This window comes from [Roseibacterium] beibuensis (genome assembly GCF_039542305.1).
GTDB lineage: Bacteria > Pseudomonadota > Alphaproteobacteria > Rhodobacterales > Rhodobacteraceae > Roseibacterium > Roseibacterium beibuensis.
In genome coordinates this window covers 31,579-53,408 of record NZ_BAABHW010000006.1, presented here as the reverse complement: position 1 = coordinate 53,408, position 21,830 = coordinate 31,579, and the positions used below count along the sequence as shown (strand labels likewise).

At 64.9% G+C, this 21,830-nt stretch carries 25 protein-coding genes; 12 read left to right on the top strand and 13 right to left on the bottom strand.

Annotated elements, in window-relative coordinates:
- The first annotated feature begins 69 nt into the window (after positions 1-69).
- The 3 genes from ABD923_RS16585 to ABD923_RS16575 all read left to right on the top strand — a co-directional run bounded on the left by ABD923_RS16585 (position 70) and on the right by ABD923_RS16575 (position 4,305).
- Positions 70-1,044 carry an NAD(P)H-binding protein gene (locus tag ABD923_RS16585; RefSeq protein WP_259553384.1) on the top strand — a complete coding sequence of 325 codons (975 nt, stop codon included), beginning with the start codon at positions 70-72 and terminating at the stop codon, positions 1,042-1,044.
- Between the two features lie 183 nt (positions 1,045-1,227).
- Entirely contained in the window at positions 1,228-3,363 is a 2,136-nt protein-coding gene (gene pnp, locus ABD923_RS16580; RefSeq protein ID WP_259553385.1) for a polyribonucleotide nucleotidyltransferase, read from the top strand.
- Between the two features lie 315 nt (positions 3,364-3,678).
- Positions 3,679-4,305 carry a L,D-transpeptidase gene (locus ABD923_RS16575; protein WP_259553386.1) on the top strand — a complete coding sequence of 209 codons (627 nt, stop codon included), beginning with the start codon at positions 3,679-3,681 and terminating at the stop codon, positions 4,303-4,305.
- Between the two features lie 70 nt (positions 4,306-4,375).
- Here the strand turns inward: ABD923_RS16575 and ABD923_RS16570 are convergent, their stop codons facing one another.
- A complete protein-coding gene (locus tag ABD923_RS16570; protein WP_259553387.1) occupies positions 4,376-5,029 on the bottom strand; it encodes a peroxiredoxin in 654 nt (217 codons plus the stop codon).
- A gap of 236 nt (positions 5,030-5,265) precedes the next feature.
- Between ABD923_RS16570 and ABD923_RS16565 the strand changes: the two genes are divergently transcribed.
- Entirely contained in the window at positions 5,266-6,699 is a 1,434-nt protein-coding gene (locus ABD923_RS16565) for an aldehyde dehydrogenase family protein (protein WP_259553388.1), read from the top strand.
- Positions 6,700-6,768: 69 nt separating this feature from the next.
- Here ABD923_RS16565 and ABD923_RS16560 read toward each other — a convergent pair whose 3' ends face one another.
- The 5 genes from ABD923_RS16560 to ABD923_RS16540 form a co-directional block, all read right to left on the bottom strand.
- A complete protein-coding gene (locus tag ABD923_RS16560) occupies positions 6,769-7,419 on the bottom strand; it encodes an RluA family pseudouridine synthase (protein WP_259553389.1) in 651 nt (216 codons plus the stop codon).
- A gap of 81 nt (positions 7,420-7,500) precedes the next feature.
- Positions 7,501-7,788 carry a hypothetical protein gene (locus ABD923_RS16555; RefSeq protein ID WP_259553390.1) on the bottom strand — a complete coding sequence of 96 codons (288 nt, stop codon included), beginning with the start codon at positions 7,786-7,788 and terminating at the stop codon, positions 7,501-7,503.
- 10 nt (positions 7,789-7,798) lie between these two features.
- Entirely contained in the window at positions 7,799-8,002 is a 204-nt protein-coding gene (locus ABD923_RS16550; RefSeq protein ID WP_259553391.1) for a hypothetical protein, read from the bottom strand.
- Positions 7,999-8,526 carry a DinB family protein gene (locus tag ABD923_RS16545; protein ID WP_259553392.1) on the bottom strand — a complete coding sequence of 176 codons (528 nt, stop codon included), beginning with the start codon at positions 8,524-8,526 and terminating at the stop codon, positions 7,999-8,001. The genes ABD923_RS16550 and ABD923_RS16545 overlap by 4 nt, the downstream gene beginning before the upstream one ends.
- 97 nt (positions 8,527-8,623) lie before the next feature.
- Positions 8,624-9,490, bottom strand: a complete 867-nt coding sequence (locus tag ABD923_RS16540; RefSeq protein ID WP_345229539.1) for an MBL fold metallo-hydrolase — start codon at positions 9,488-9,490, stop codon at positions 8,624-8,626.
- Positions 9,491-9,647: 157 nt separating this feature from the next.
- Between ABD923_RS16540 and ABD923_RS16535 the strand changes: the two genes are divergently transcribed.
- From ABD923_RS16535 to ABD923_RS16525, 3 genes are read left to right on the top strand one after another with little or no spacing between them, the layout of a single operon-like run.
- Positions 9,648-10,709: a pyridoxal-phosphate dependent enzyme gene (locus ABD923_RS16535; RefSeq protein WP_259553394.1), complete on the top strand. Its 1,062-nt coding sequence runs from the start codon at positions 9,648-9,650 to the stop codon at positions 10,707-10,709.
- Positions 10,702-11,829, top strand: coding sequence for a M24 family metallopeptidase (locus ABD923_RS16530; protein ID WP_259553395.1), 1,128 nt, complete (start codon positions 10,702-10,704; stop codon positions 11,827-11,829). Before ABD923_RS16535 ends, ABD923_RS16530 begins: the two co-directional genes overlap by 8 nt.
- Entirely contained in the window at positions 11,826-12,566 is a 741-nt protein-coding gene (locus ABD923_RS16525) for a maleate cis-trans isomerase family protein (protein ID WP_259553396.1), read from the top strand. The genes ABD923_RS16530 and ABD923_RS16525 overlap by 4 nt, the downstream gene beginning before the upstream one ends.
- Positions 12,567-12,572: 6 nt before the next feature.
- Here ABD923_RS16525 and ABD923_RS16520 read toward each other — a convergent pair whose 3' ends face one another.
- The 3 genes from ABD923_RS16520 to ABD923_RS16510 all read right to left on the bottom strand — a co-directional run bounded on the left by ABD923_RS16520 (position 12,573) and on the right by ABD923_RS16510 (position 14,121).
- The gene (locus tag ABD923_RS16520; RefSeq protein ID WP_259553399.1) at positions 12,573-13,220 is read right to left on the bottom strand and encodes a ChrR family anti-sigma-E factor; all 648 of its coding nucleotides are present in this window, start codon (positions 13,218-13,220) and stop codon (positions 12,573-12,575) included.
- Positions 13,221-13,226: 6 nt separating this feature from the next.
- On the bottom strand, positions 13,227-13,760 hold the full coding sequence (locus ABD923_RS16515) for a sigma-70 family RNA polymerase sigma factor (RefSeq protein ID WP_308124710.1): 534 nt from the start codon (positions 13,758-13,760) through the stop codon (positions 13,227-13,229).
- A 151-nt stretch (positions 13,761-13,911) separates the two neighbouring features.
- Positions 13,912-14,121 (bottom strand): hypothetical protein, encoded by a 210-nt coding sequence (locus tag ABD923_RS16510; protein WP_259553452.1) that lies wholly within the window; start codon positions 14,119-14,121, stop codon positions 13,912-13,914.
- Between ABD923_RS16510 and ABD923_RS16505 the strand changes: the two genes are divergently transcribed.
- The 5 genes from ABD923_RS16505 to ABD923_RS16485 all read left to right on the top strand — a co-directional run bounded on the left by ABD923_RS16505 (position 14,054) and on the right by ABD923_RS16485 (position 18,497).
- A complete protein-coding gene (locus tag ABD923_RS16505) occupies positions 14,054-15,346 on the top strand; it encodes an NAD(P)/FAD-dependent oxidoreductase (RefSeq protein WP_259553400.1) in 1,293 nt (430 codons plus the stop codon). The genes ABD923_RS16510 and ABD923_RS16505 overlap by 68 nt on opposite strands.
- Positions 15,343-16,104, top strand: a complete 762-nt coding sequence (locus ABD923_RS16500) for a DUF1365 domain-containing protein (protein ID WP_259553401.1) — start codon at positions 15,343-15,345, stop codon at positions 16,102-16,104. The genes ABD923_RS16505 and ABD923_RS16500 overlap by 4 nt, the downstream gene beginning before the upstream one ends.
- A complete protein-coding gene (locus tag ABD923_RS16495) occupies positions 16,101-17,345 on the top strand; it encodes an MFS transporter (RefSeq protein ID WP_259553402.1) in 1,245 nt (414 codons plus the stop codon). The genes ABD923_RS16500 and ABD923_RS16495 overlap by 4 nt, the downstream gene beginning before the upstream one ends.
- 18 nt (positions 17,346-17,363) lie before the next feature.
- On the top strand, positions 17,364-18,107 hold the full coding sequence (locus ABD923_RS16490) for an SDR family NAD(P)-dependent oxidoreductase (RefSeq protein WP_259553403.1): 744 nt from the start codon (positions 17,364-17,366) through the stop codon (positions 18,105-18,107).
- Between the two features lie 75 nt (positions 18,108-18,182).
- Positions 18,183-18,497: a DUF3775 domain-containing protein gene (locus tag ABD923_RS16485; protein ID WP_259553405.1), complete on the top strand. Its 315-nt coding sequence runs from the start codon at positions 18,183-18,185 to the stop codon at positions 18,495-18,497.
- Between the two features lie 175 nt (positions 18,498-18,672).
- On the opposite strand, the gene ABD923_RS16480 is transcribed toward ABD923_RS16485, so the two are convergent.
- From ABD923_RS16480 to ABD923_RS16465, 4 genes are all read right to left on the bottom strand, one after another.
- A complete protein-coding gene (locus tag ABD923_RS16480; RefSeq protein WP_259553406.1) occupies positions 18,673-19,815 on the bottom strand; it encodes a saccharopine dehydrogenase family protein in 1,143 nt (380 codons plus the stop codon).
- 14 nt (positions 19,816-19,829) lie between these two features.
- The gene (locus ABD923_RS16475) at positions 19,830-20,885 is read right to left on the bottom strand and encodes a saccharopine dehydrogenase (RefSeq protein ID WP_259553407.1); all 1,056 of its coding nucleotides are present in this window, start codon (positions 20,883-20,885) and stop codon (positions 19,830-19,832) included.
- 12 nt (positions 20,886-20,897) lie between these two features.
- A complete protein-coding gene (locus ABD923_RS16470) occupies positions 20,898-21,551 on the bottom strand; it encodes a histidine phosphatase family protein (RefSeq protein ID WP_259553408.1) in 654 nt (217 codons plus the stop codon).
- Between the two features lie 66 nt (positions 21,552-21,617).
- Complete coding sequence (locus ABD923_RS16465; RefSeq protein ID WP_259553409.1) at positions 21,618-21,782, bottom strand: hypothetical protein; 165 nt, start codon at positions 21,780-21,782, stop codon at positions 21,618-21,620.
- Between the last annotated feature and the right edge of the window lie 48 nt (positions 21,783-21,830).

The following is a 21,830-nucleotide window of genomic DNA, read 5'->3' as shown; positions in this document are numbered from 1 at the left end:
TTTTTTGCGTCGCACGGGCGCGACCCATTTGCCGATTGCGCCGCCCTGCCGGGCGCTTAGGCTGCCGCCATGGAAGACATGCAAACAGGTTCGGGCAAACGGGTGTTGCTGGTCGGTGGGACCGGCAGCATAGGGCGCGCCACCGCGGCGGCGCTGATCGCAGACGGTCATGAGGTGACCGCGCTGGTTCGACCGGGGGCAGATACATCGGCCCTGCAGGCCTGCACCCTTGTGTCGGGCGCGATCACCGATGCATCCGACAGGCGTGCCGCGCTGTCGGGTGGGTTTGACACCGTCATCTCCTGCCTCGCGTCGCGGACCGGAGCGCCGCAGGATGCCTGGGCCATCGATTACCAGGCCCATTCCGACCTGCTGAAAGACGCGCAGGAGGCGGGCGTCGGCCAGTTCGTCCTGCTCTCGGCAATCTGCGTGCAGAAGCCGCTTCTGGCCTTTCAGAAAGCCAAGCTGGCCTTCGAAGAGGAATTGCAGGCCTCCGGTCTGACATTCTCGATCGTTCGCCCCACGGCGTTTTTCAAATCCCTGTCGGGTCAGATCGACCGGCTGAAGGCGGGCAAACCTTTCCTTGTCTTCGGGAACGGAGAGTTGACCGCCTGCAAGCCGATCAGCGATGCCGATCTCGGCACCTATATCGCACGCTGCCTGGTCGACGCTGGCTTGCAGAACCGCGTCTTGCCGATTGGCGGCCCGGGTCCGGCGATCACCCCGCTGGATCAGGCAGAAATGTTGTTCGATCTGCTGGGGCAGGAGCCGAAAATCCGCCATGTCACCCCACGCTTGCTCGATGCGATCATAGGGGCGCTGTCGCTGGCGGGGCGTGTGTCGCGCAAGGCGGCCGAGAAGGCGGAACTGGCGCGTATCGGGCGGTACTATGCCACCGAGTCCATGCTGGTGCTCGACCCCGCCACGGGACGTTACGACGCGGACGCCACCCCGGAATTTGGCGAGGACACGCTGCGCGAGCATTACCGCAAACTGCTGCAAGGGGAGATTGCGGATGATCGCGGCGCGCACGCGGTGTTCTGAGACGTGCCGCAACCGGACAAGGCCCTTTCAAACGTGGCCCATCTCCTGTATGGCCCCCGACATCTGAGACGTGACGCTCTGACCCCGGCGCATGGAATGATGAGGGGGTCGGCGGCAATGGGGCCGCCATGAAAACGGGAGACCCGACAGGGGTTGGGAGTGCTCCCCGATAGGAAACGATTGATGTTCAATATCTCTAAGAAAAGCATGCAGTGGGGGGAAGAGACCCTCACGCTCGAAACGGGCAAGGTTGCCCGTCAGGCCGACGGTACCGTTATCGCCACACTGGGCGAGACCTCGGTCATGGCGAACGTGACGTTCGCCAAGGAACCCAAGCCGGGGCAGGATTTCTTTCCCCTGACGGTTCACTACCAGGAGAAATACTACGCCGCGGGCAAGGTGCCCGGTGGCTTCTTCAAGCGCGAGGCGCGTCCGACCGAAAAAGAGACGCTGACCGCGCGCCTGATCGACCGCCCGATCCGCCCGCTCTTCGTGCCGGGCTTCAAGAACGAAGTCCTCGTCATGTGCACCGTGCTGTCGCATGACCTGGTCAACGACCCCGACATCGTCGCGATGATCGCGGCCTCGGCGGCGCTGACCATTTCGGGCGCTCCGTTCCGTGGCCCGATCGCAGGCTGCCGCGTCGGTTTCGAGGATGGCGAATACATCCTGAACCCGACCGTCGACGACATGCACGACCTGCGCAACAACCCCGACCAGCGTCTGGACCTTGTTGTCGCCGGCACCAAGAACGCCGTCATGATGGTCGAGTCGGAAGCCTACGAGCTGTCCGAGGCCGAGATGCTGGGCGCGGTGAATTTCGCGCACGAGCAGATCCAGCCGGTGATCGACCTGATCATCTCGCTGGCCGAAGAAGCCGCGAAAGAGCCGTTCAACTTCACCCCGCCGGATTACTCGGACCTCTACGAGGCCGTGAAAGCCGCGGGCGAAGCCAAGATGCGCGACGCTTACGCGATCCTCGACAAGCAGGAACGCCAGTCGGCCGTGTCCGCCGCCAAGGAAGAGATCATCGCAGGTCTTTCCGAGGAGCAGCAGGAAGATCCGAACCTCGGTTCCGCACTGAAAAAGCTGGAATCGACGGTCTTGCGCTCGGACGTGGTCAAGAACGGCCGCCGCATCGACGGTCGCGCGCTGGATGAGGTTCGCCCGATCGTCTGCGAAACCGGCCTTCTGCCGCGGACGCACGGCTCGGCCCTGTTCACCCGCGGGGAAACGCAGGGCCTGGTCGTCACCACGCTGGGCACCGGCGATGACGAGCAGATGATCGACGCGCTGCAAGGCACCTATCGGTCGAACTTCCTGCTGCACTACAACTTCCCGCCCTACTCGGTTGGTGAAGTGGGTCGTGTCGGCTCGCCCGGTCGTCGTGAAATCGGTCACGGCAAGCTGGCATGGCGCGCGCTGCAGGCCGTTCTGCCGGCGCCGACCGATTTCCCCTACACGATCCGCGTCGTGTCCGAGATCACCGAGTCGAACGGCTCGTCCTCGATGGCGTCGGTCTGCGGCGGCTCTCTGTCGATGATGGATGCGGGCGTGCCGCTGAAGGCGCCGGTCGCTGGTGTGGCCATGGGCCTCGTCCTCGAAGAAGACGGTTCCTACGGCATCCTGACCGATATTCTTGGCGACGAGGATCACCTCGGCGACATGGACTTCAAGGTTGCGGGCACCGAGAACGGCATCACCTCGCTCCAGATGGACATCAAGGTAGCCGGCATCACGCCCGAGATCATGGAGAAGGCCCTGGCCCAGGCCAAGGCCGGCCGGATGCACATCCTTGGCGAGATGGCCAAGGCGCTGACCGAAGCGTCCGAGTTCTCGGTCCACGCCCCGCGCATCGAAACGATGCAGGTGCCCACCGACAAGATCCGCGAAGTGATCGGCTCGGGCGGCAAGGTCATCCGCGAGATCGTGGAGGTCTCGGGTGCCAAGGTCGACATCAACGATGACGGCATCATCAAGATCGCCAGCCCCAACGGCGAAGCCATCGAAAAGGCCCGCGAGATGATCCATTCGATCGTCGCCGAGCCGGAAGAAGGCAAGGTCTACAAGGGCAAGGTCGTGAAGATCGTCGATTTCGGCGCCTTCGTGAACTTCTTCGGCAAGCGTGACGGCCTCGTGCATGTCAGCCAGATCGAGAACCGCCGCCTGAACCATCCGTCTGACGTTCTGAAGGAAGGTCAGGAAGTGTGGGTCAAGCTGCTTGGTTTCGACGATCGTGGCAAGGTCCGTCTCGCCATGAAGATGGTCGACCAGGAGACCGGCAAAGAGATCGCGAAAGAAGACGCGGCGGCTGACTGACGCCACGCTTCCGCGTTTTGACACTGTTACGGGCGCGTCCAGACCGGGCGCGCCCGTTTCCTTTGACGGTGAAATCCTGCGATGCATAGCGCGCGTTGACTCGCGCAAACGCGGGGTATGGCGCTGTCGCCTGCAGGGGCCTTGTCGTGATCAGACGGAGTCTTGCCGACGGGCGGCAGGTTTCGGCAGGATCGAGTCCGCGCGCAACACTGACCGAAAAGTGAGAGTGTTGGGACTTGTCCACAGGAACTTGAGACCGCAAAAGGGGTTTGCTTTGCAGAGCGATTCCGAAGTTTGACCAGAGGAGGTGAGCCAATGCTGACTCGCCGTCATTTCATCATCACGTCCGCGGCCCTGTTTTCGGGGCCGATTGCCATGCCGGCCTTTGGTCAGGACGCGGTCGATTTCGACTTCGACCAAACCGTCGAGCGGCCTGATCCGCAGGGCGACAACCCGTGGGGGCTGCATCCGCGCTTCATGCCGACGCGCGTGGCGCACCGCGCTGGTTTGCGCCCGGGCGACATCCATGTCGATCCGGTTCCGAAATACCTCTACCACATCGGCGATGACGGCACCGCGATGCGCTACGGCGTAGCGGTGGGGCGCTCCGGTCTGCAAAGCCCGGGCACCTACACCATCAATCGCAAGGTCGAATGGCCGAGCTGGACGCCCACGGCGAACATGATCGCCCGCGAGCCCGAGGTTTACGCGCAGTTCGCCGGTGGCGTGCCGGGCGGCCCGGAGAACCCGTTGGGGGCCCGCGCGCTGTACCTCTATCGCGGCGGGGCCGACAGCTACCTGCGCATCCACGGCACGCCGCAGCCCTGGTCGATCGGCACCTCGGCAAGCTCTGGCTGTGTCCGCCTGGTCAATGACCACGTCATCCAGCTTTACGAGAACGTGGAAATGGGAACGCGTGTCACGCTGCATTCGCCGCGCTGACGGCGACCGTTTCCAAAAGGAAAGGCCCCCGATGTTTCGGGGGCCTTTTTCTTGGGGTGCTGTGCCTGAATCAGGCTGGCATCTTGGTCGTGCGGAGATAGGGCAGCTTGACGTCGATCTCGCCGAATTTTTCCTTGGCGGCGGCATCGTCCAGCGACAGGGCCACGATGACATCCTGGCCATGCACCCAGTTCGCGGGCGTCGCGATCGGCACGTTGTAGCACGCCTGCAGCGCGTCGAGCGCGCGCAGCACTTCGGCAAAGTTGCGGCCGACCGACATCGGGTAGGACATCATCAACTGCACCTTCTTGTCGGGCGAGACGATGAAGACGACACGCACGCTGGCCGAGTCGGCGGCGGTGCGGCCATCGGGCAGGTAGGCCTCGGCCGGCAGCATGTCGAGCGCCTTGGACACTTCAAGCGACTCGTCGGCGATGATCGGGAAGGCGGCCTCGGCGCCGGCATAGCTTTCGATGTCGGACTTCCACTGCTTGTGCTCTTCGACGGCATCGACGGACAGGCCGATCACCTTCGTGTTGCGCTTGGCCCACTCATCGGCCAACTGCGCCACGGCGCCGAACTCGGTCGTGCAAACCGGGGTGAAATCCTTGGGGTGCGAGAACAGGATCATCCACGAGTCGCCGATATAGTCATGCATCGAGATCGTGCCCTGGTCGGTCTCGACGGTCAGGTTCGGGAAGGTATCGTTGATGCGCAGAGCCACGGCGGGCCTCCTGTGTTGGTTACCAGTGTCAAATTAGAGTATAGGTATGCGCTGTGACGGTTTCACGGGTACAAATCTGGAATCATTCCAGAAAAGGATGTGCATAATGCCGCACCTGCAAAATCGGCACACGCATCCTTCATTGCCCTGCTCAGCGAAACGCACGTTTGATGCCTGCGCGGCTTGCGGCTGGCCGAACGTGGTGACAGGTTCTGACCAGCGAAAGGGAGGCAAAGATGCCCAACAGCACCGATTTCTACATCAATGGCAAATGGGTCGCGCCGATCCGGCCCAAGGATTTTCCGGTCATCAACCCGGCCACCGAAGAGGTCTGCGCCACGATCAGCCTTGGCGAGGAAGAGGACACGAACGCCGCCGTCGCCGCCGCCTCGGCCGCCTTTGACGGCTGGTCGATGACCGACCCGGCCGAGCGTATCGCCGCGGTCGAGCGCCTGCTTGAAATCTACAATCGTCGCGCCGACGAGATGGCCGAGGCGATCAGCCTTGAAATGGGCGCGCCCATCGATTTCGCGCGGCAGCAACAGGTCGGCGCGGGCTCGTGGCATCTGGATGGGTTCATCCAGGCCGCCAAGGCGTTCGAATGGGACCGTCCCTTGGGCGACTGGGCACCGGGCGAGCGCATTTTCCACGAACCGATCGGCGTCTGTGCGCTGATCACGCCGTGGAACTGGCCGATGAACCAGATCACGCTCAAGGTGGCGCCGGCGCTTCTGGCCGGGTGCACCATGGTTCTGAAACCCTCGGAAATCGCGCCGCTGTCCGGTCTGCTCTTCGCCGAGATGATCGACGAGGCCGGTGTGCCCGCTGGCGTGTTCAACCTCGTGAACGGGGATGGCCCGGGTGTTGGTAGCACCCTGTCTGCGCATCCCGAGGTCGACATGGTCAGCTTTACCGGCTCGACCCGGGCTGGTCGCCTGATCTCCATCGCGGCGGCCGACACGATCAAGCGCGTCAGCCTCGAACTGGGCGGCAAGGGCGCGAACATCATCTTCGCCGATGCCGGCGAAAAGGCGGTCAAGCAGGGGGTTATTCGCTGCTTCAACAACACGGGCCAAAGCTGCAACGCGCCGACGCGCATGCTGGTCGAACGCTCGCGCTATGACGAGGCCGTGGAACAGGCCGCCGCGGCCGCGCAATCCATCAACGTCGGTGCGTCCAGCGAACCGGGCCGCCATATCGGCCCCGCCGTCAGCGAGGTGCAGTTCAACAAGATCCAGGACCTGATCCAGACGGGGATCGACGAAGGCGCTCGCCTGGTTGCCGGTGGCACCGGCCGCCCCGAGCACCTGAACCGCGGCTATTTCATCCGCCCGACCGTCTTTGCCGATGTCACCCCGGACATGACGATCTACCGCGAGGAAATCTTCGGCCCGGTCCTGTCGATCCTGCCATTCGACTCGGAAGAGGACGCCGTTCGGATTGCGAATGACACCGATTACGGCCTGACGAACTATGTCCAGACGACCGACAAGGACAAACTGCGCCGGGTCGCCCGGCGTCTGCGCTCGGGCATGGTGGAGTGCAACGGCAAGGGCCTTGGCAAGGGAAGCCCCTTCGGCGGGTTCAAGCAGTCCGGTAACGGACGCGAAGGCGGTGCCTTCGGCTTGCACGAATTCCTCGAGGTCAAGACCGTCACCGATTGGGACTGAAGTCAGGACGTCATATTCAAAGAAACGGCCCCAGTCGGGGCCGTTTTTCATTTGCGACCCACCAATCTGTCAGAACGGGACTTTCGCGCTGAAACTCATGCCCATTCCGCCGTCCGGGTGGCGCAGTTTCAGGCTTTCGGCATGAAGCATGAGGCGCGGGAAATCGCGCGCCGGCCCCTCGGCATAGAACGGATCGCCAAGGATCGGGTGACCGATTTCCTTCATGTGAACCCGGAGCTGATGCGACCGCCCCGTCAGTGGGAACAGGCGGATGCGGGTCGTGCCGTCCTCGTGCCGGACAACGCGCCAGTCGGTCTTGGCGGGTTTGCCGTTCTCGAAATCGACATGCTGCTTGGGCCGGTTGGGCCAATCCACGATCAGGGGCAGGTCCACTGTGCCGGTCTTGTCCTGCACCTCGCCCCACAAGCGCGCGTGGTAGACCTTCTTCATGTGGCGCCGCTCGAACTGCAGCCCAAGATGCCGCTGCGCCGCCGGGGTCCGGGCAAAGACCATGACGCCCGACGTGTCCATGTCCAGCCGGTGCACCAGCAACGCCTCGGGGAAAGCGCCCTGAAGGCGCGACATGAGGCAATCGGCCAGATGCTCGCCCCGACCCGGCACGGACAACAGCCCGGCCGGTTTGTTCACAAGGATGATCGACGCATCCTCGTGGAGGATATCCAGCGGCGTGTCGGGCGGGGCGTAAACGAAATCTGTCATCGCGCCCCTATGTGGCCCCTCCCGCGAGGGTTGCCAAGGCGCGGTGTCTGGGATGTCGCGTGATGGGGTCGCCGGCGCTGCCTAGTCGATGCCCCCCGCGGCCTCGTTTCCGGCGACCATCGCCTGGATCGCCGCCATCGCGATCAGAACCGCCGTCAGGAAGAACAGGGTCTGGCGGTCTTTCCGGTCCGCGGGGTTCTTCAGCCAGAACCCCAGTTGCCGGATGAACCCCCCGGTCGAGGGGATGCCCGCGCCCGAGCGTTCCACCTCGCGCTCGCGGAACAGGAACAGCGTGCGGAACATCAATCCGGCCCACGCCAGAAAGACGAGGGCCATCGTTACCAGCCGAATGATTTGTCCCGTGTTCATGGTTTTCTCCTTACTGTTTGTCCGATCTGCGTAGCTTGATCAGGCTGGAAATGGCCGAGGCCCCGAAAAACGCCGCCGCGATCAGGCCGATTTCCAGCGATGCGATGCCGGAAATGCCGTTCATCCCGTAGGCGGCGGCCAACAGGGCAATCCCGCCGAGGCTGATGGCAAGGCGCAGTTTCAACTCGCCGCGACTGGGTCCGAACCGGCTCATGCGTGGTAGGGGTGCGCGCTGGGGTGGCGGTCATAGGCGAGGTGGAACTCGTCCAGTTGCGGCGGCGCGACCCCGAGCGATTGCAGCTGCACATGCGCCTGTCCCCGGTGGTGGATCTGGTGCTGAAAGAGATGCAGCAAGAGGGCGTCCACCCGTTCGTCAAACGCCCCGTCGCAGCGAATGGTCTGCCGGTGTTCGGCCAGCCGGTCCGGCGTCAGGTCGTGGCAGAACCTGGCAAGGCGCAAATCGGCTGCACTCTGCAATTCCGCAAGCGTCTTTGGGTTGGTGACGGGATCGCGGTCATAGACGGCGCGTCCCAACCCACCCGCGTCGAGCGCGTCGATGTAGAACAGGTCCACCTCGTAGATATGGTTGAGCGTGTCGCAGAGCGTGGGAAAGAATCCCGGCGCCGGGGCGGTGAAGGCGCCGTCCGGCAATGCCTCCACGGCATTATGGAAACGGGCGTTCGCCCAGGCATTGTTGAGCGCCATCAGGGCGTAGGGATGCGCGGCTTTCGTCGTCATGGCGGCCCTTTCGGTCGGGGTCGATGCGGGCAGTGTAGCGTGTCGCGGTGCCTTTACCTTGATCTGACGCGGTTTTGGCGCGATCTGCGCGACCCGCTCAGCGCTTTGGCCTGATCTCCATCCCGTCACGCCCGATGATGACTTCGCCGCCGAAATGGCCCTCCATGGCAGCGCGCCAATCCGCCTCGGAAATGCCGGGGTCGTCGGCCGGGACAAGGTGGTGCAGGGCGAGGGTCCGCACCCCGGCCATCTCGGCGATCCGGGCGGCATCGCGGGCCTCGGTATGGCTGCGCACGATGTGTTCCTTCAGCCGCGCTCCATTGCCCGTGCGCGCCACGAGCCGGTCGACGCCTGCCTCGAGCATGGCCTCGTGAACCAGAATGTCCGAGCCGCGCGCGAACTCGGCCAGCGGTGGGAAATAGGCGGTGTCGGACGAAAAGGTCACCGACCAGTCCGCGCTGACGAACCGCAGGGCGAAGCAGTCGGTGACGGGCGGGTGGTCGACGCGCATCGCGCGCACGGACAGGCCATCGATCTCCAGCGGCCCGTCCTCGATATCCCGCACCTGCACGAGATCCCGGATGTCGGGGCGGCCTTCATCCTCGATCCGCAGGTCGATGTCGTAGGAGAGGGAGGCGCAAAATCCCTCCCACACGCCCCTTGTGCCCTTGGGTCCGTAGATCGTGACGGGCGTGGCAAGGCCGGTCGTCCATGCCGTGTGCAACAATGGCCCAAGCTCCAGCACATGGTCCGAATGCAGATGCGTGATGAAGATCAGATCGAGGTCCTTGAGCGAGAGGCCCGCCTCGACCAACCCCTTGCTGACGCCCAATCCGCAATCCACGACGCAGATGCGGTCCGCGATGCAGAGCAAGGACGCGGTCGGCATCGGCCCGCCGGGACGGATCGCGGGCCCGCCTTTCGTTCCCAGGAGAACGAGCCTGTCTGGAATCGCTTTGCCCATCGGTGCCTCTCCATCCACTGTGGTGCCGGCAAGGTCGGCCGGACGCCCCGCCTTGTCCAGAGGCGACCGACAAAGGGGCGCCCGCCCGGGCAAGGCAACGCTTGCAATCATGAGAGGTGCAGTCAGGATAGCCGGACTGCTGTCAAAGGGGGGCGCGATGAAATTCCTGCAAAACCCATGGCGTCACGCGCCTTTGCCCGACGGGCTGTCCGCGATCCCCGGCGACGTGGCCGAGGATGCCACCCCGGTCGAGGCGCTGCTGGCGCAGTGTCCGAAGCATCGCGAAACGCCACTGGTCTCGGTGCCGGAACTGGCCGCTGAACTTGGGGTTTCCGCCATCCACGTGAAGGATGAGCGCAACCGCATGGGGCTGGGCAGCTTCAAGGCGCTTGGCGCGTCGCACGTGATCGCGCGCGATGCCGTTGAGGTCGTGGGCGATGATCCGGCCAAGGCACTGACGGGTCGAACCTATGTCGCGGCGTCGGCGGGCAACCATGGACTGTCCGTCGCCGCCGGAGCGGGCGTGTTTGGCGCGCGGGCGGTCATCTACCTGTCGGAAACCGTGCCGGCCGCCTTTGCCGAACTGTTGCGGGCGAAAGGGGCCGAGGTCGTGGTGGAGGGCGCGGATTACGAGGCCTCGATGGCCGCCGCCGAGGCCCGCGCCGCCGCCGAGGGATGGACGCTTCTGTCGGATTCCACCTGGGACGGTTACGAAATCGGCAAGGGCGTGATGGAGGGCTATCTTGCGATGGCCGCCGAAGCCGCGCGCCAGATCCCCGAGGCCCCCACGCACATCTTTCTGCAGGCCGGTGTGGGCGGCCTTGCCGCCGCCTGTGCCGCTTATGCTCGGCGCGTGTGGGGCGATGGCCCGATCATCACCGTCGTCGAACCGGACGCGGCCGAAACTCTTATGGCGTCGATCAAGGCAGGCCGCCCGACCCATGCCGCGGGGCCGGTCAGCACGATGGGACGGCTTGACTGCAAGGACCCGTCCCATATCGCGCTCAAGTCTCTCGCCCAAACGGCAGACACTTTCCTGAGCATCAGCGACGCGGAATGCGACGACGCCATCTCGCGCCTGCCCGTCCATGGCTTGGCGACCTCTCCATCCGGCGGGGCGGGGTTTGCCGGATTGCTCCACGCCCCCCGCAAGGAGCTGCACCTCGGCCCGGACGCGCGCGTCTTGCTCTACCTGTCGGAAGGTCCGGTGGATGCCTGATTTCCCCGCCGAAGAATACGCGGCCCGGACAGCCAAGGCGCAGGAGGGCATGGCGCGGCAGGGCATCGACGCGATGTTCCTGACAACCGAGGCCGAGTTCCGCTATTTCTCCGGCTTTCGAACCGCGTTCTGGCAGAGCCCGACACGGCCTTGGTTCCTGATCCTGCCCCGGCGCGGCAGCCCCATTGCCATCATCCCGCAGATCGGCGTGGAGTTGATGGAGACCACCTGGGTCGACGACATCCGGCCCTTCGACTCCCCCGCGACGGATGCACCGCATCTGCATCTTCTGCAAAACGCGCTGTCAGACGCGAGCACCATCGCCACGCCGATGGGCGAGGAATCGTCGCTGCGCATGCCCTTGGCGGAGTTCGATCGCCTGCGGCGCGGCCTGTCCGCGACGTGGGTGGACGCGACCCCGCTCATCAAGGCGTTGCGGATGGTGAAATCGCCCGCCGAACAGAAAAAGATCCGAGAGATCTGCCGGATCGGCAGCGCCGCCTTCGCGCGGGCGGGGGATTTGTTCCACCCCGGTCAGCCGCTGGACGAGGTGTTCCGCAGCTTCCGCATCGCATTGTTGCAGGAGGGCGCCGAAGAGGTGCCCTATCTCGTCGGCGCCGCCGCAGCGGGTGGATACAGCGACGTGATCTCCCCGCCCGGTTCGCGCCCGCTGGCAGATGGGGATGTCCTGATGCTGGACACTGGGGCCAGCTTGGGGGGCTATTTTTGCGATTTCGACCGCAACTGGGCGATTGGGCAGGCCTCGGATGCGGCGGCGTCGGCGCATCGGCACTTGCACGCGGCGACGGAGGCGGCGCTTGCCGCGATCAGGCCCGGCATGACGGCGGCCCTGCTATGCGAGGTCATGGCCCAGGCCTTGGGGCAGGGGTCGGGCATCGGGCGGCTGGGTCACGGTCTTGGCATACAGTTGACGGAATGGCCCTCGCTCGCGCCCCATGACCAGACCGTGCTGGAACCCGGCATGGTGCTGACGCTGGAGCCGAGCCTGCAAATCGCACCGGGAAAGATGATGGTGCACGAAGAGAACATCCTGTTGACCGAAACCGGGGTAGAGCTGTTGACGGACCGCACGCCCCCCGACCTTCCGGTGCTTTCATGACCCACGCCTTGTCTTACGATACCGACGGCGGCGCAGGATCGCGTGCGCGGTTTGGACTGATCGTGCTCAGCACCGACGAAACGCTGGAGGTCGAAGCGCGCGGGGTCATGGCTCACGATGGGATCGGCCTCTATCACGCGCGTATCCCGGCCCATGCCTTGGTGACGCCGGAAACTCTGCGTGAGATGGAGGCGCATCTGCCCGACACAGCGGGGCGGTTGCCGGCCGGTCTGGACGCGATTGGCTATGCCTGCACGTCGGCGGCGACGGTGATCGGGCCGGACCGCGTGGCGGAGCTTGTCCAGTCGCGCCATCCGGATGCCCTGGTGACCAACCCCATCACGGCCGTTATCGCCGCCTTGCAGGCGCTGGATGCAGAACGCATCGCCTTGGTGACACCCTACGTGGCCGAGGTGAATGCGCCGATCCGTGCGAAACTGGCCGAGGCCGGGGTCGCCTGCGTCGATGAGCGGTCGTTCCTGCAGAAAGAGGATTGGACCGTTGCCCGGATTTCCGAAGCCTCGACGCTGGACGCGCTGATCGCGGCAGGCGCCGCCGGGGCAGATGCCGTGTTTGCCTCCTGCACGAACCTGCGCAGCTTCAACGTTCTGGAAAAAGCCGAGGGCCTGATCGGGTGCCCCGTCGTGACATCCAACCAGGCCCTTTTGTGGCACATGCTCAAGCTGGCGAAGGTCGAGGCGCGCGGCTGGGGGCCGGGGCGTCTGTTCGACCTGTAAGCGCCGTCAGATCCCGATAAAGGGCTGCGCGATGCGCGGCAGCAATTTCTGGAATTTCAGGCGCGCGTCGGTGGCGACAAGGCAAATACAGTCCTCGCCATCATCGTCGGCAATCGGCGTATGGTGCGTGTCGTTGTCGGCAACCTCTAGATCGCCGCGTACGAAATGCCCGTCATCCGCGCTGTAACCGCCCTGAAGCACAAGCGTCAGCTCCATGCCACCGTGGCTATGCTCGGGCATGGCCTGTCCGGCGGGAATATAAAGAAGGCGCGCGGTGCCCTCCTTGTCGGCATGCAGGACGGCCTGCCTGGCCCCCAAGCCAACGCTGCGCCATTTCACGCTGTCGGTGTCGCCGCCGAGCAGCGCGCGCAACGGTCCGGGAAACACACCAGCCTTGGGCTGTGCGGTGACCGTGCGATCGGTGTCCTCGCCGATCCGCGCCAAGGTCTGTTCAAGGCTGTCGGGGGCGATCTCTGCCTCTTCGAGGTCTTCGAGCACGGCGCCGCCGAGGGCTTCGAAACCGGCCAGACGGGACCGCACGTCATCGCTCATCGAGACATGGGTCGCGATGACCAGGTCGAACGCCTGCGGCAATGCACCCGTGGCATAGCCCATCAGCAGGTCATCCGGAATTTGATGCTGTACGTCGGTCATCGGTCTTCAACTCATTGAATGGCGTAGCCTTTCGAGAGCCAACCTAATCCGGGACTTGATCGTGCCAAGGGGCAGTCCCGTTTCGGCGGCGATCTCGGAATGGGTGAGATCGCCGAAATAGGCTCGTTCGATCAGGCGGCGCTGTTTCTCGGGCAACTGGCGGATCGCATCCGTCAGCCTTGCGCTATCCTGTTGAAGTGCGAGCACGTCTGCCTGGTCGGGCTGTTCCTCGGGGCCCCAGGGAAGGTCCTCGGGTTCGGGGCGGGCATTCTTCCTGATCAGGTCGATCTTGCGGTTCCGCGCGATCGTGAAGATCCACGTCGCCACGGAGGCGCGTGCCGCGTCATACATGTGCGCTTTCTGCCAGAGCGTGGCCATCACGTCCTGCATGCATTCCTCGGCGAGGCTTTCATCCGCCCCGGACTTGATCAGGAACGCCTTTACCCGGGGTGCAAAATGCCGGAACACCTCGGCAAAGGCCGATTTGTCCTCGTCTTTTGCAATCGCCGTGATGCGGGCGACCCAATGTGCTTCGGTCACTTCGTTTGCCGCCACCGTCTGGTCACATCTTTCCCGGCAGCGCCGCACCACAGCATCCGCATCGCGGACGGCTGAAGCTTGGCTGCCTGTCTGATCGACATGGTCATTCGGCACCAACATATGACTTATACGGCGCTTTTCCTAATCTGGATCACACAAACTTTTCATGCGAAACAGATTTTTCCGTAGTGTCCATCCATTTGGCAATCTTGGATTTTTCTTTGATCCATCTGGCGCGCGGGGCCGTAAAGCTTTCAACATCGGAAAAATTCTTCAAGGATCGGGGAAAGTAAGTGCCATTCGAAACATCGAACGCAGCACCCAAGCGCATTGCGGTCATCGGGGCGGGTATTTCGGGCATGGGGGCCGCCTATCATCTGGCCACCGACCATGCCGTCACCCTGTTCGAGGCCGAGCCGCGCCTTGGCGGTCATGCGCGGACCATCGTGGCGGGCAAGAATGGCGATCAACCGGTCGATACCGGGTTCATCGTGTTCAACTACGTGAACTACCCGCACCTAACCAAGCTGTTCGCCGAACTGGACGTGCCGGTTGCGAAATCGGACATGAGTTTCGCGGCATCCATCGGCGGCGGGAAGATCGAGTATGGCTTGCGCAACCTCTCCGCCCTGTTCGCGCAGAAGTCGAACCTGGCGCGGCCCGGGTTCCTGCGCATGATCCGTGACCTGATGCGCTTCAACGCCGAGGCCGATCGGGTGGCGACGGATTCCTCGATCACCTTGGGGGAGTTGATGGACCAGATGGGCATGGGCCAGTGGTTCCGCGACTACTACCTGACGCCGATCTCCGGCGCGATCTGGTCGACCCCGAAAGAAGAGATCATGGATTTCCCGGCGCAGGCGCTGGTGCGGTTCTTCCGCAACCATAACCTGTTGCAGGCCTCGGGTCAGCACCAGTGGTGGACGGTGCAGGGCGGCTCCATCGAATACGTGACGCGGCTTGAGCAGGCGATGCGCCGTCGCGGGGTCGACATTCGGGTCGCGGCGCCGGTCGATGCCGTGCGCCGCCTGCCCGGCGGGATCGAGGTGATCCGGGACGGTCACCCCGAGGCCTTTGACGAGGTGGTCTTCGCGACCCATTCGGACGACACGCTGCGCCTGCTGGCCGATCCGACGGCGGCGGAGACGGCGGCCCTCGGCGCGGTGCGCTATCAGCCGAACGAGGCCGTCCTGCACGCCGATGCCCGCGCCATGCCCAACCGTCGCGCCACCTGGTCCAGCTGGAACTACACCGAGCGCCCGGGCCATGAGGGCGGCCCGATCGACCTGACCTACTGGATGAACTGCTTGCAGCCGATCCCGGAAACCGACCCGCTTTTCGTGACGCTGAACAGCCGCGCGCCGATCCGCGACGAGTTGATCTACGACACCACGACCTTCCGTCACCCCGTTTACGACTTGGCCGCACTTGCCGCGCAAGGCACTATCCGCGAGATGAACGGGGCGAACAACACGTGGTTCTGCGGGGCCTGGATGAAGAACGGTTTTCATGAGGACGGCTATGCCAGCGCCATCGACGTGGTCGAGGCGATGACCAGCCGCGACGAACGGGTCATGGCCGCATGAGCGCGGTGGATCATATCGCCGGGGAAACCTTTCACGGGCGGCGCGGGTCGGTCGAGAACGCCTTCAAATACGGCATCGACTACGTGTTGTTGGACGCCGAGGAGGCCAAGCCGCGCGCGCCATGGCTTTTCGGGCGCAACCGCGCCGGGTTTCTGTCGCTTCAGGACAAAGACCATGGCGGGCCGGTGAAGGATGGGCGCGGTGCCGCCTGGGCACGCGAGGTTCTGGCGGCAAACGGTCTGACGGATGTGACCGACGGGAAACTGATGCTTCTGGCACAGCCGCGGACGCTCGGGCACGTGTTCAACCCGGTCAGTTTCTGGCTCGCGCATGACGGGCCGGGGCGCTTGCGTGCCGTGATTGCCGAGGTCACCAACACGTTCGGCGATCGCCATTCCTATCTTTGTGTCCATGACGACCGGCGCCCGATCACGCGCGAAGACACCCTGACCGCGCAGAAGATCTTTCACGTCTCGCCGTTCCAGCCGATCGAGGGGGGTTACACCTTCCGCTTCGACATTCGGAATGACCGGGTTGGCGTCTGGATCGACTTCTCGACCGGAAATGAGGGGCTCTATGCAACGCTGACCGGAAAGCGACAGGTTCTGACCACCGGTGCGATCCTGCGCTCGGCGCTCAGGCGGCCCCTCGGGGCACGGCGCGTTTTCGCCCTGATCCACTGGCAGGCCCTTGTGCTGTGGTGGAAAGGGGCCTCCTATCGCGACCGGCCCGAGCCGCCGGGCCACGAGGTGTCGTGACACCTCGACCCAAGCCGAACCTCGCGGGATTCGGAACCTTCGCGGCGATGCTGTCGGCAGCGGGCCTGCCGATCTACATCCACGCGCCGAAATTCTACGTCGATGAATATGGCGTCGGTCTGACCGCCCTGGCCGGAGTGCTTTTTGCCCTGCGGCTTATCGATGTGGTTCAGGATCCGGCCCTTGGCTGGTTGGCCAGTTGGGTGCGGCAATCGCGGGCGCAGGCGGTGGCCTTGGGTGTGGCGGTTTTGGCCGGGTCCATGGTGGGCCTGTTCGCGGTTGCTCCGCCGGTTGCGCCGCTTTTGTGGTTCGGCCTGATGATGACGGGGCTGTTCTCGGCCTTCTCGTTCCTGACGATCTGCATGTATGCGGAAGGGGTGCAAACCGCCGCGCGCCTTGGGGAAACCGGTCACCTGCGGCTTGCGGCATGGCGCGAGACCGGGGCGCTTTTGGGGGTTTGTGCCGCCGCGGTCCTGCCCGCGGTTTTGTCCGGCTCTCCCGCGCCCTTTACTGGGTTTGCACTCGGGTTCGTCGCCCTTTGCGCGGCGGCGCTGTGGCTGATGCGCGGGGAGTGGGGGCAGGCCGCGCAGGTCGGCCGGGCCGGTTTCGCCGAGGTTCTGTCCGACCCGCTGCTGCGGCGGCTTTTGTTGATCGCGCTTCTGAACGCGGCGCCGGTCGCCGTCTCTTCCACCCTGTTCCTGTTCTATGTGGAAAGCGTGCTGGGCGCGCCGGGGTGGGAGGGGCCGCTTCTGGTGCTGTTCTTCCTGACGGCCGCCGCAACCACGCCGATCTGGACGCGCCTTGCCCGACGGTTTGGGGCGCGCGCCATGCTGCTTGCCGGCATGGTCCTGGCCATCGCCAGTTTCTCGACCGTCCTGACGCTCGACGCTGGCGATACCGTGGCCTTTGCCTTGGTTTGCCTGGCCTCGGGCGCGGCCATCGGGGCCGATTTCGCGCTGCTTCCCGCGCTTTTCGCCACGCGGATGGAACAGGTCGCGCCCGAGGCTTCGGCCGGGTTCGGCCTGTGGTCCTTCGTGCAGAAGGCGACCCTCGCCTTGGCCGCGATCCTGCTCTTGCCAGCGCTTGACCAGGCCGGGTTCCGCTCGGGGCAGGAGAACACGTCCGAGGCCTTGCAAATGCTGACATGGCTCTATGCTTTGGTGCCATGCGTGTTGAAACTCGGGGCGCTCGTCCTTTTGTCGGTGACTAGGTTGCCCGCGCAAGTGGCGCGCAACGTGTGATGTGAAAGGAACGGCGGTATGCGGGATTGGAGCGGCAAGAGATACTGGTTGATCGGGGCGTCCGAAGGGCTCGGGCGGTCGCTGGCCCACCAGATGAGCCGGACCGGCGTTGACCTCGTGCTGTCGGCTCGCTCCGAGGACCGGTTGCAGGAACTTGTCGCGGATTTGCCCGGAAAGGCCTCTTACGTGCCGATCGACATCGCCGATCGCGGCAGCGTCGAGGCCGCCGCCAAGGAGGTCGGCGAGATCGACGGCGTCGTGTTCCTGGCCGGGGTGTATTGGCCCATCGCCGCCACTGAATGGGACGCCGAAAAGGTCGAGGCGATGTTCGATATCAACCTGACCGGCGCGGTGCGTGTGCTGGGGCAGGTGGTGCCGCGCTTCGTCGAGAAGGGCGAGGGCCATATCGTTTTGACCGGCAGCCTGTCGGGCTATCGCGGGCTACCCGGGGCCATCGGGTATTCGGCCTCGAAGGCGGGGTTGTTCAGCCTGGCCGAGTCGCTGCACGGCGATCTGCGGGGCACCGATATCCATGTGCAGATCATCAATCCCGGGTTCATCCGCACGCGCCTGACCGACAAGAACGATTTCAAGATGCCCGCGATCCTGGAGCCGGACGAGGCGGGCCGCGTCTTTTTCGAGAAGATGAACGGCGGCAGCTTCGCGTCGCATTTCCCCTGGGCGTTCGGGATGATTTTCAAGCTGAGCCAGTTGATGCCGGCCTGGATGTATTTCCCGCTGTTTTTCAAGAAGGGCGACTGAGGGCATTTGCGTCAGATCAAGGTGACGAAGGTCTCGTCCGGCTGATATGGAAGACGGAAAAGGAGGACGCGCGATATGGAAATCTCTGTACGGAAAGTGGCCCAGATTGTCCTCATGGGGCATGAACTGGATCGGGCCGAAGGCGAGCTCAGGGCGTTCATCGAACGCCTGAACGAGGATGAAGCGGCGGAACTGGTCGCGCTGTTCTGGATCGGGCGTGGATCGTTCGATGCCGATGACTGGGCCGAAGCGGTGGAAACCGCGCAGGCCGAAGCGACCGTGCCGACCGCCGACTACCTGCTGGGAAGCCCGCATTTCTCGGATCACCTCGAGGCTGGTTGCGAGGCCATGGGCATCGACGTGGCCGACGAGGAAGACGGGCTGATGTAGGCCAAAACCCCGAGCGGTTGCGCCGCGCGTGCCGCGCGTCGCCCGGGGGAGGCACGGCCTCACGCCCCTTTGGGGCGATCGCCCGTGCCTTCTGCCTTCGGCAGGCATATTTGAGGGATAAAGATGGGGCGGGCCGTGGTGCCCGCCTTTGTCGTTGTCTTGCCGCGTCGCCGGGTCAGGCCGCGTGGTCGACGATTTCCAGATGCTGGGCGAGGGTTCCGACCGTCTGCATCCAGTCCTTGACCAAGGCGGGATCGGAGGGTGCTGCGTGAACGCCGGGGGCGATCTTGCCGGCGATCGCGGCTTCGACGGCGAGCGAGACCGGGACGGAGACAAGCCGCGCCATGGCGGTGCCGCGGCTGTCGCCCCAGGCATCCATGACATAGGTCTTGTGCCAGACCGGTTCGCCGTTCTTCCGGGCTTCGAGCCCGACACAGAGGACGACCCGGTCCGGCTCGCCCTCGTCATAGGCGTTGTCGGTCCAGAACCCGTCGGACATCTCTTTCAGCCGCGCATCGCCTTCGGGGCCGCTGAGCGTTTCGATCTCGGCGAAGACGTCGGCCCAGGCCTCGGACCAGCCGTCGAGGCGCAGGGTACCGCGCACGAACTGGTCGACCGTCCAGTCATCGCCGAGCCCGTATTCCGCCATGAAAGGCAGGGAGTCGCGGTTGGGATAGACCTCGAAGCTTTCGGGGCTGGGCAGCGGCGCGGTGTAGGTGGAGATGGCGTTCCACGGGCGGTCCACCACCCATTCGGCGCCGTCCTTGATGGAGCGCGAGGGCGAACGCAGGGCCTTGAGCACGCCCAGGGGCGACCAGCTGAACTTGTAGCGGAACGGGTTGGGCGTTTTGGGGATGCCGCCGCAATAGGAGATGAAGCGGTGCGTGTTGGACGGGTCGAAGGCGTCGGAGGCGCGATACGCGGCCATCAGCGCGTGGGCCATCAGGTGGTCGATCCCGGGGTCGAGCCCGACCTCGTTCACGAGGGTCACGCCCGCCTTTTTCGCGGCCTCGTCGAGCGCGCGCATCTCGGGCGAGATGTAGCTGGAGGAGACGAAATGCGCGCCCTTGGCGATGCAGGCCTCGGCAATTGCGACATGCCAGTCGCCCGGCAGCATCGAGACGGCGACGTCGCCGGGGGTCAGGGCCTCGGTCAGCGCGGCGAGGTCGAAGGCCCGGATATCGTCGGTCAGGTCGCCCACGGCCTCGCGGGCCTTCTCGACGGTTCGGTTCCAGACCACCACGTCATGCCCCGCCTCGATCAGGCGGCGAAGCCCCGGGATGGCCGAAAGGCCGGTGCCGCACCAATGGATCGTCATCTTGCGCCTCCTGTTCAGACGGTTGCGATATGCTTGTCGAAGATGGTTTTCGCCCGGCCCCAGACGCCGTCGTCCAGCGCATCGAGCGTCTTGAGCGATGGCAGAAGCTGGCCCGCGTAATCCTGCGCGCTTTCGACCGGAAGAAGCGAGGGCAGGTTGTCGATGGCCATCACGTCAAGCGGCGGGTCGTCGTGGACCCGCAGGGCCGGGGCGGCCCAGTCGGTGGCACGGTCATAAACCTTGATCGGCGAGAACTCCGAGGTCGGGTCGCAGGCGATATCGCCGATCACGCGCAGCGTGCGCGGGGCGGTCCTGGCCTCGGCGGGAACGAAGACCGGGACACCGGGCGTGGCGAGGATGCAGTTGAGGAAAATATCGTGCTGCAGGATTTCGGGGAAGGGGCCGCCATGGGCGGTTTCGTCGATATCCCAGCGCGTGACCGCCAGCCCCATCTGGTCGCAGAAATCGCCCGCGCCGGTGCCGACACGGCCCTTGGCGCCGATGATGATCGCGCTGGGGCGGTGGCTGTCGATCCGGTCGAGGGCGGCGGCGATGGTGTCACGCAGGGCCTCGGCGTTCGGGTAGGTGGCGACGGGCCCGCAGACGCCGCCCTCGGCCTCGGCGATCCAGCACATGGTCGAGATGGCGGCCCCGGCATAGCCCGCCCAGTAGCCGAAGGCGGCGACGCGGCGGCCGTCGTCGTCGGTCAGGTACTCGAGATCGTAGAGCGTACCGCCGCCCGCCTTGAACCGCTTGAGCAGTTCGCGCCCGGCTGGCTGGCCCTTGTAGGCATGGCCGAACATGATGTGGCGATGCGGCAGCGGGGTGCCATCCTCGGGCAATTCCTTGAGGCCGAAGATGATCGCGTCTTCCGGGGCCTGCCGCCAGCTGCCGGCCTGGGCGATGCGGGCGCCGGTGGCGCGGTAGCCGTCGATCGGAATGGCGCGCACCGGGCTGTCTTCGACGGTGACGGTCATGCCCGCGGCCAGCAGGTCTGCCACGCCCTCGGGGGTGATGCCCACGCGTTCCTCGTTCGGGCGTTCCTCGGCGCGGACCCAGAGATGTGTCATCGGCTTTCCCTTTCAGAACTCGGTGCGGGCATGGATGCGGTCGGGTGTATCGAGATGGGGCGTGGCGTTGAACCCTGACAGGATCCGCGCCTGGTCCAGCACCATCACGCGGTGGATCGAGCAATTCCGGATCGGCACCAACAGGTGGGCCATGCGCGCGATGTCGAGTTCGAGCAGGTGGCGCACCATCATGCCGATCACGCCGCCAGACGTGACGCACAGCACGCGCCGCCCCGGCGTCGCGGCAAGGTCCAGCACCTCGGCCACGCGTGCCTCGAAATCGGCATAGCTTTCGTCGCCACGGATCTCGGCGCGATGCCAGGCTTCCATGATGTCGCGGATGTGATGGACGAAATCCTCGGGGCCATGCATCTCGGTCTCGCCGTTCTTTTCGGCATGCGCGCGGGAGAGGTTGAAATAATCCAGCTCGTTCAGGCGCGGATCGACCCGTGGCTGCGCCCCCATGTTGCCCATGCCTTCCGCCGTTTCGCGGTGGCGGCGCAGGCCACCCATGAACACCTCGTCGAAGGGGGCGTCATGGGTGCGCAGCCACTCGCCCAGCCAAACGGCCTGCTGGTGGCCCAGATCGCTCAGCCGGTCATAGCCCGCCTCGTCATTCGCTGCTGAATTCGCCTGCCCGTGCCGGACCAGAACCAGTTCGCCCACACCAAACCTCTCTCGCGGATCCTGTGCCCTGTGATGGGGGATCGCGCGGCGAAGCGCAAGGCGGCCTCAGCCGAGGCCGAAGGCGGTTCTGAGGATCGGCAGGAGGGTGGCCGCGGCGATGCCGACCACGGCACCAACGGCGAGACGTATGAAAGGCCGCCCGAGGCGGGGTGACGCAAGGCTGAGAAGCCCGCAAATCGCGGCGTAGAAGACAAGGGCCGTCACATCCATGGGGTGGACGCTACCATGATCGGATGCGAATAGCTTGGGAAACCTGCC

Excerpts from the sequence above, each read along its gene's own strand:
- ABD923_RS16585 (WP_259553384.1), top strand. The coding sequence starts at position 70 with ATGGAAGACATGCAAACAGGTTCGGGCAAACGGGTGTTGCTGGTCGGT.
- pnp (WP_259553385.1), top strand. The coding sequence starts at position 1,228 with ATGTTCAATATCTCTAAGAAAAGCATGCAGTGGGGGGAAGAGACCCTC.
- ABD923_RS16575 (WP_259553386.1), top strand. The coding sequence starts at position 3,679 with ATGCTGACTCGCCGTCATTTCATCATCACGTCCGCGGCCCTGTTTTCG.
- ABD923_RS16565 (WP_259553388.1), top strand. The coding sequence starts at position 5,266 with ATGCCCAACAGCACCGATTTCTACATCAATGGCAAATGGGTCGCGCCG.
- ABD923_RS16560 (WP_259553389.1), bottom strand. The coding sequence starts at position 7,419 with ATGACAGATTTCGTTTACGCCCCGCCCGACACGCCGCTGGATATCCTC.
- ABD923_RS16555 (WP_259553390.1), bottom strand. The coding sequence starts at position 7,788 with ATGAACACGGGACAAATCATTCGGCTGGTAACGATGGCCCTCGTCTTT.
- ABD923_RS16550 (WP_259553391.1), bottom strand. The coding sequence starts at position 8,002 with ATGAGCCGGTTCGGACCCAGTCGCGGCGAGTTGAAACTGCGCCTTGCC.
- ABD923_RS16545 (WP_259553392.1), bottom strand. The coding sequence starts at position 8,526 with ATGACGACGAAAGCCGCGCATCCCTACGCCCTGATGGCGCTCAACAAT.
- ABD923_RS16540 (WP_345229539.1), bottom strand. The coding sequence starts at position 9,490 with ATGGGCAAAGCGATTCCAGACAGGCTCGTTCTCCTGGGAACGAAAGGC.
- ABD923_RS16535 (WP_259553394.1), top strand. The coding sequence starts at position 9,648 with ATGAAATTCCTGCAAAACCCATGGCGTCACGCGCCTTTGCCCGACGGG.
- ABD923_RS16530 (WP_259553395.1), top strand. The coding sequence starts at position 10,702 with ATGCCTGATTTCCCCGCCGAAGAATACGCGGCCCGGACAGCCAAGGCG.
- ABD923_RS16525 (WP_259553396.1), top strand. The coding sequence starts at position 11,826 with ATGACCCACGCCTTGTCTTACGATACCGACGGCGGCGCAGGATCGCGT.
- ABD923_RS16520 (WP_259553399.1), bottom strand. The coding sequence starts at position 13,220 with ATGACCGACGTACAGCATCAAATTCCGGATGACCTGCTGATGGGCTAT.
- ABD923_RS16510 (WP_259553452.1), bottom strand. The coding sequence starts at position 14,121 with ATGCCCGAAATACCCGCCCCGATGACCGCAATGCGCTTGGGTGCTGCG.
- ABD923_RS16500 (WP_259553401.1), top strand. The coding sequence starts at position 15,343 with ATGAGCGCGGTGGATCATATCGCCGGGGAAACCTTTCACGGGCGGCGC.
- ABD923_RS16490 (WP_259553403.1), top strand. The coding sequence starts at position 17,364 with ATGCGGGATTGGAGCGGCAAGAGATACTGGTTGATCGGGGCGTCCGAA.
- ABD923_RS16485 (WP_259553405.1), top strand. The coding sequence starts at position 18,183 with ATGGAAATCTCTGTACGGAAAGTGGCCCAGATTGTCCTCATGGGGCAT.
- ABD923_RS16480 (WP_259553406.1), bottom strand. The coding sequence starts at position 19,815 with ATGACGATCCATTGGTGCGGCACCGGCCTTTCGGCCATCCCGGGGCTT.
- ABD923_RS16475 (WP_259553407.1), bottom strand. The coding sequence starts at position 20,885 with ATGACACATCTCTGGGTCCGCGCCGAGGAACGCCCGAACGAGGAACGC.
- ABD923_RS16465 (WP_259553409.1), bottom strand. The coding sequence starts at position 21,782 with ATGGATGTGACGGCCCTTGTCTTCTACGCCGCGATTTGCGGGCTTCTC.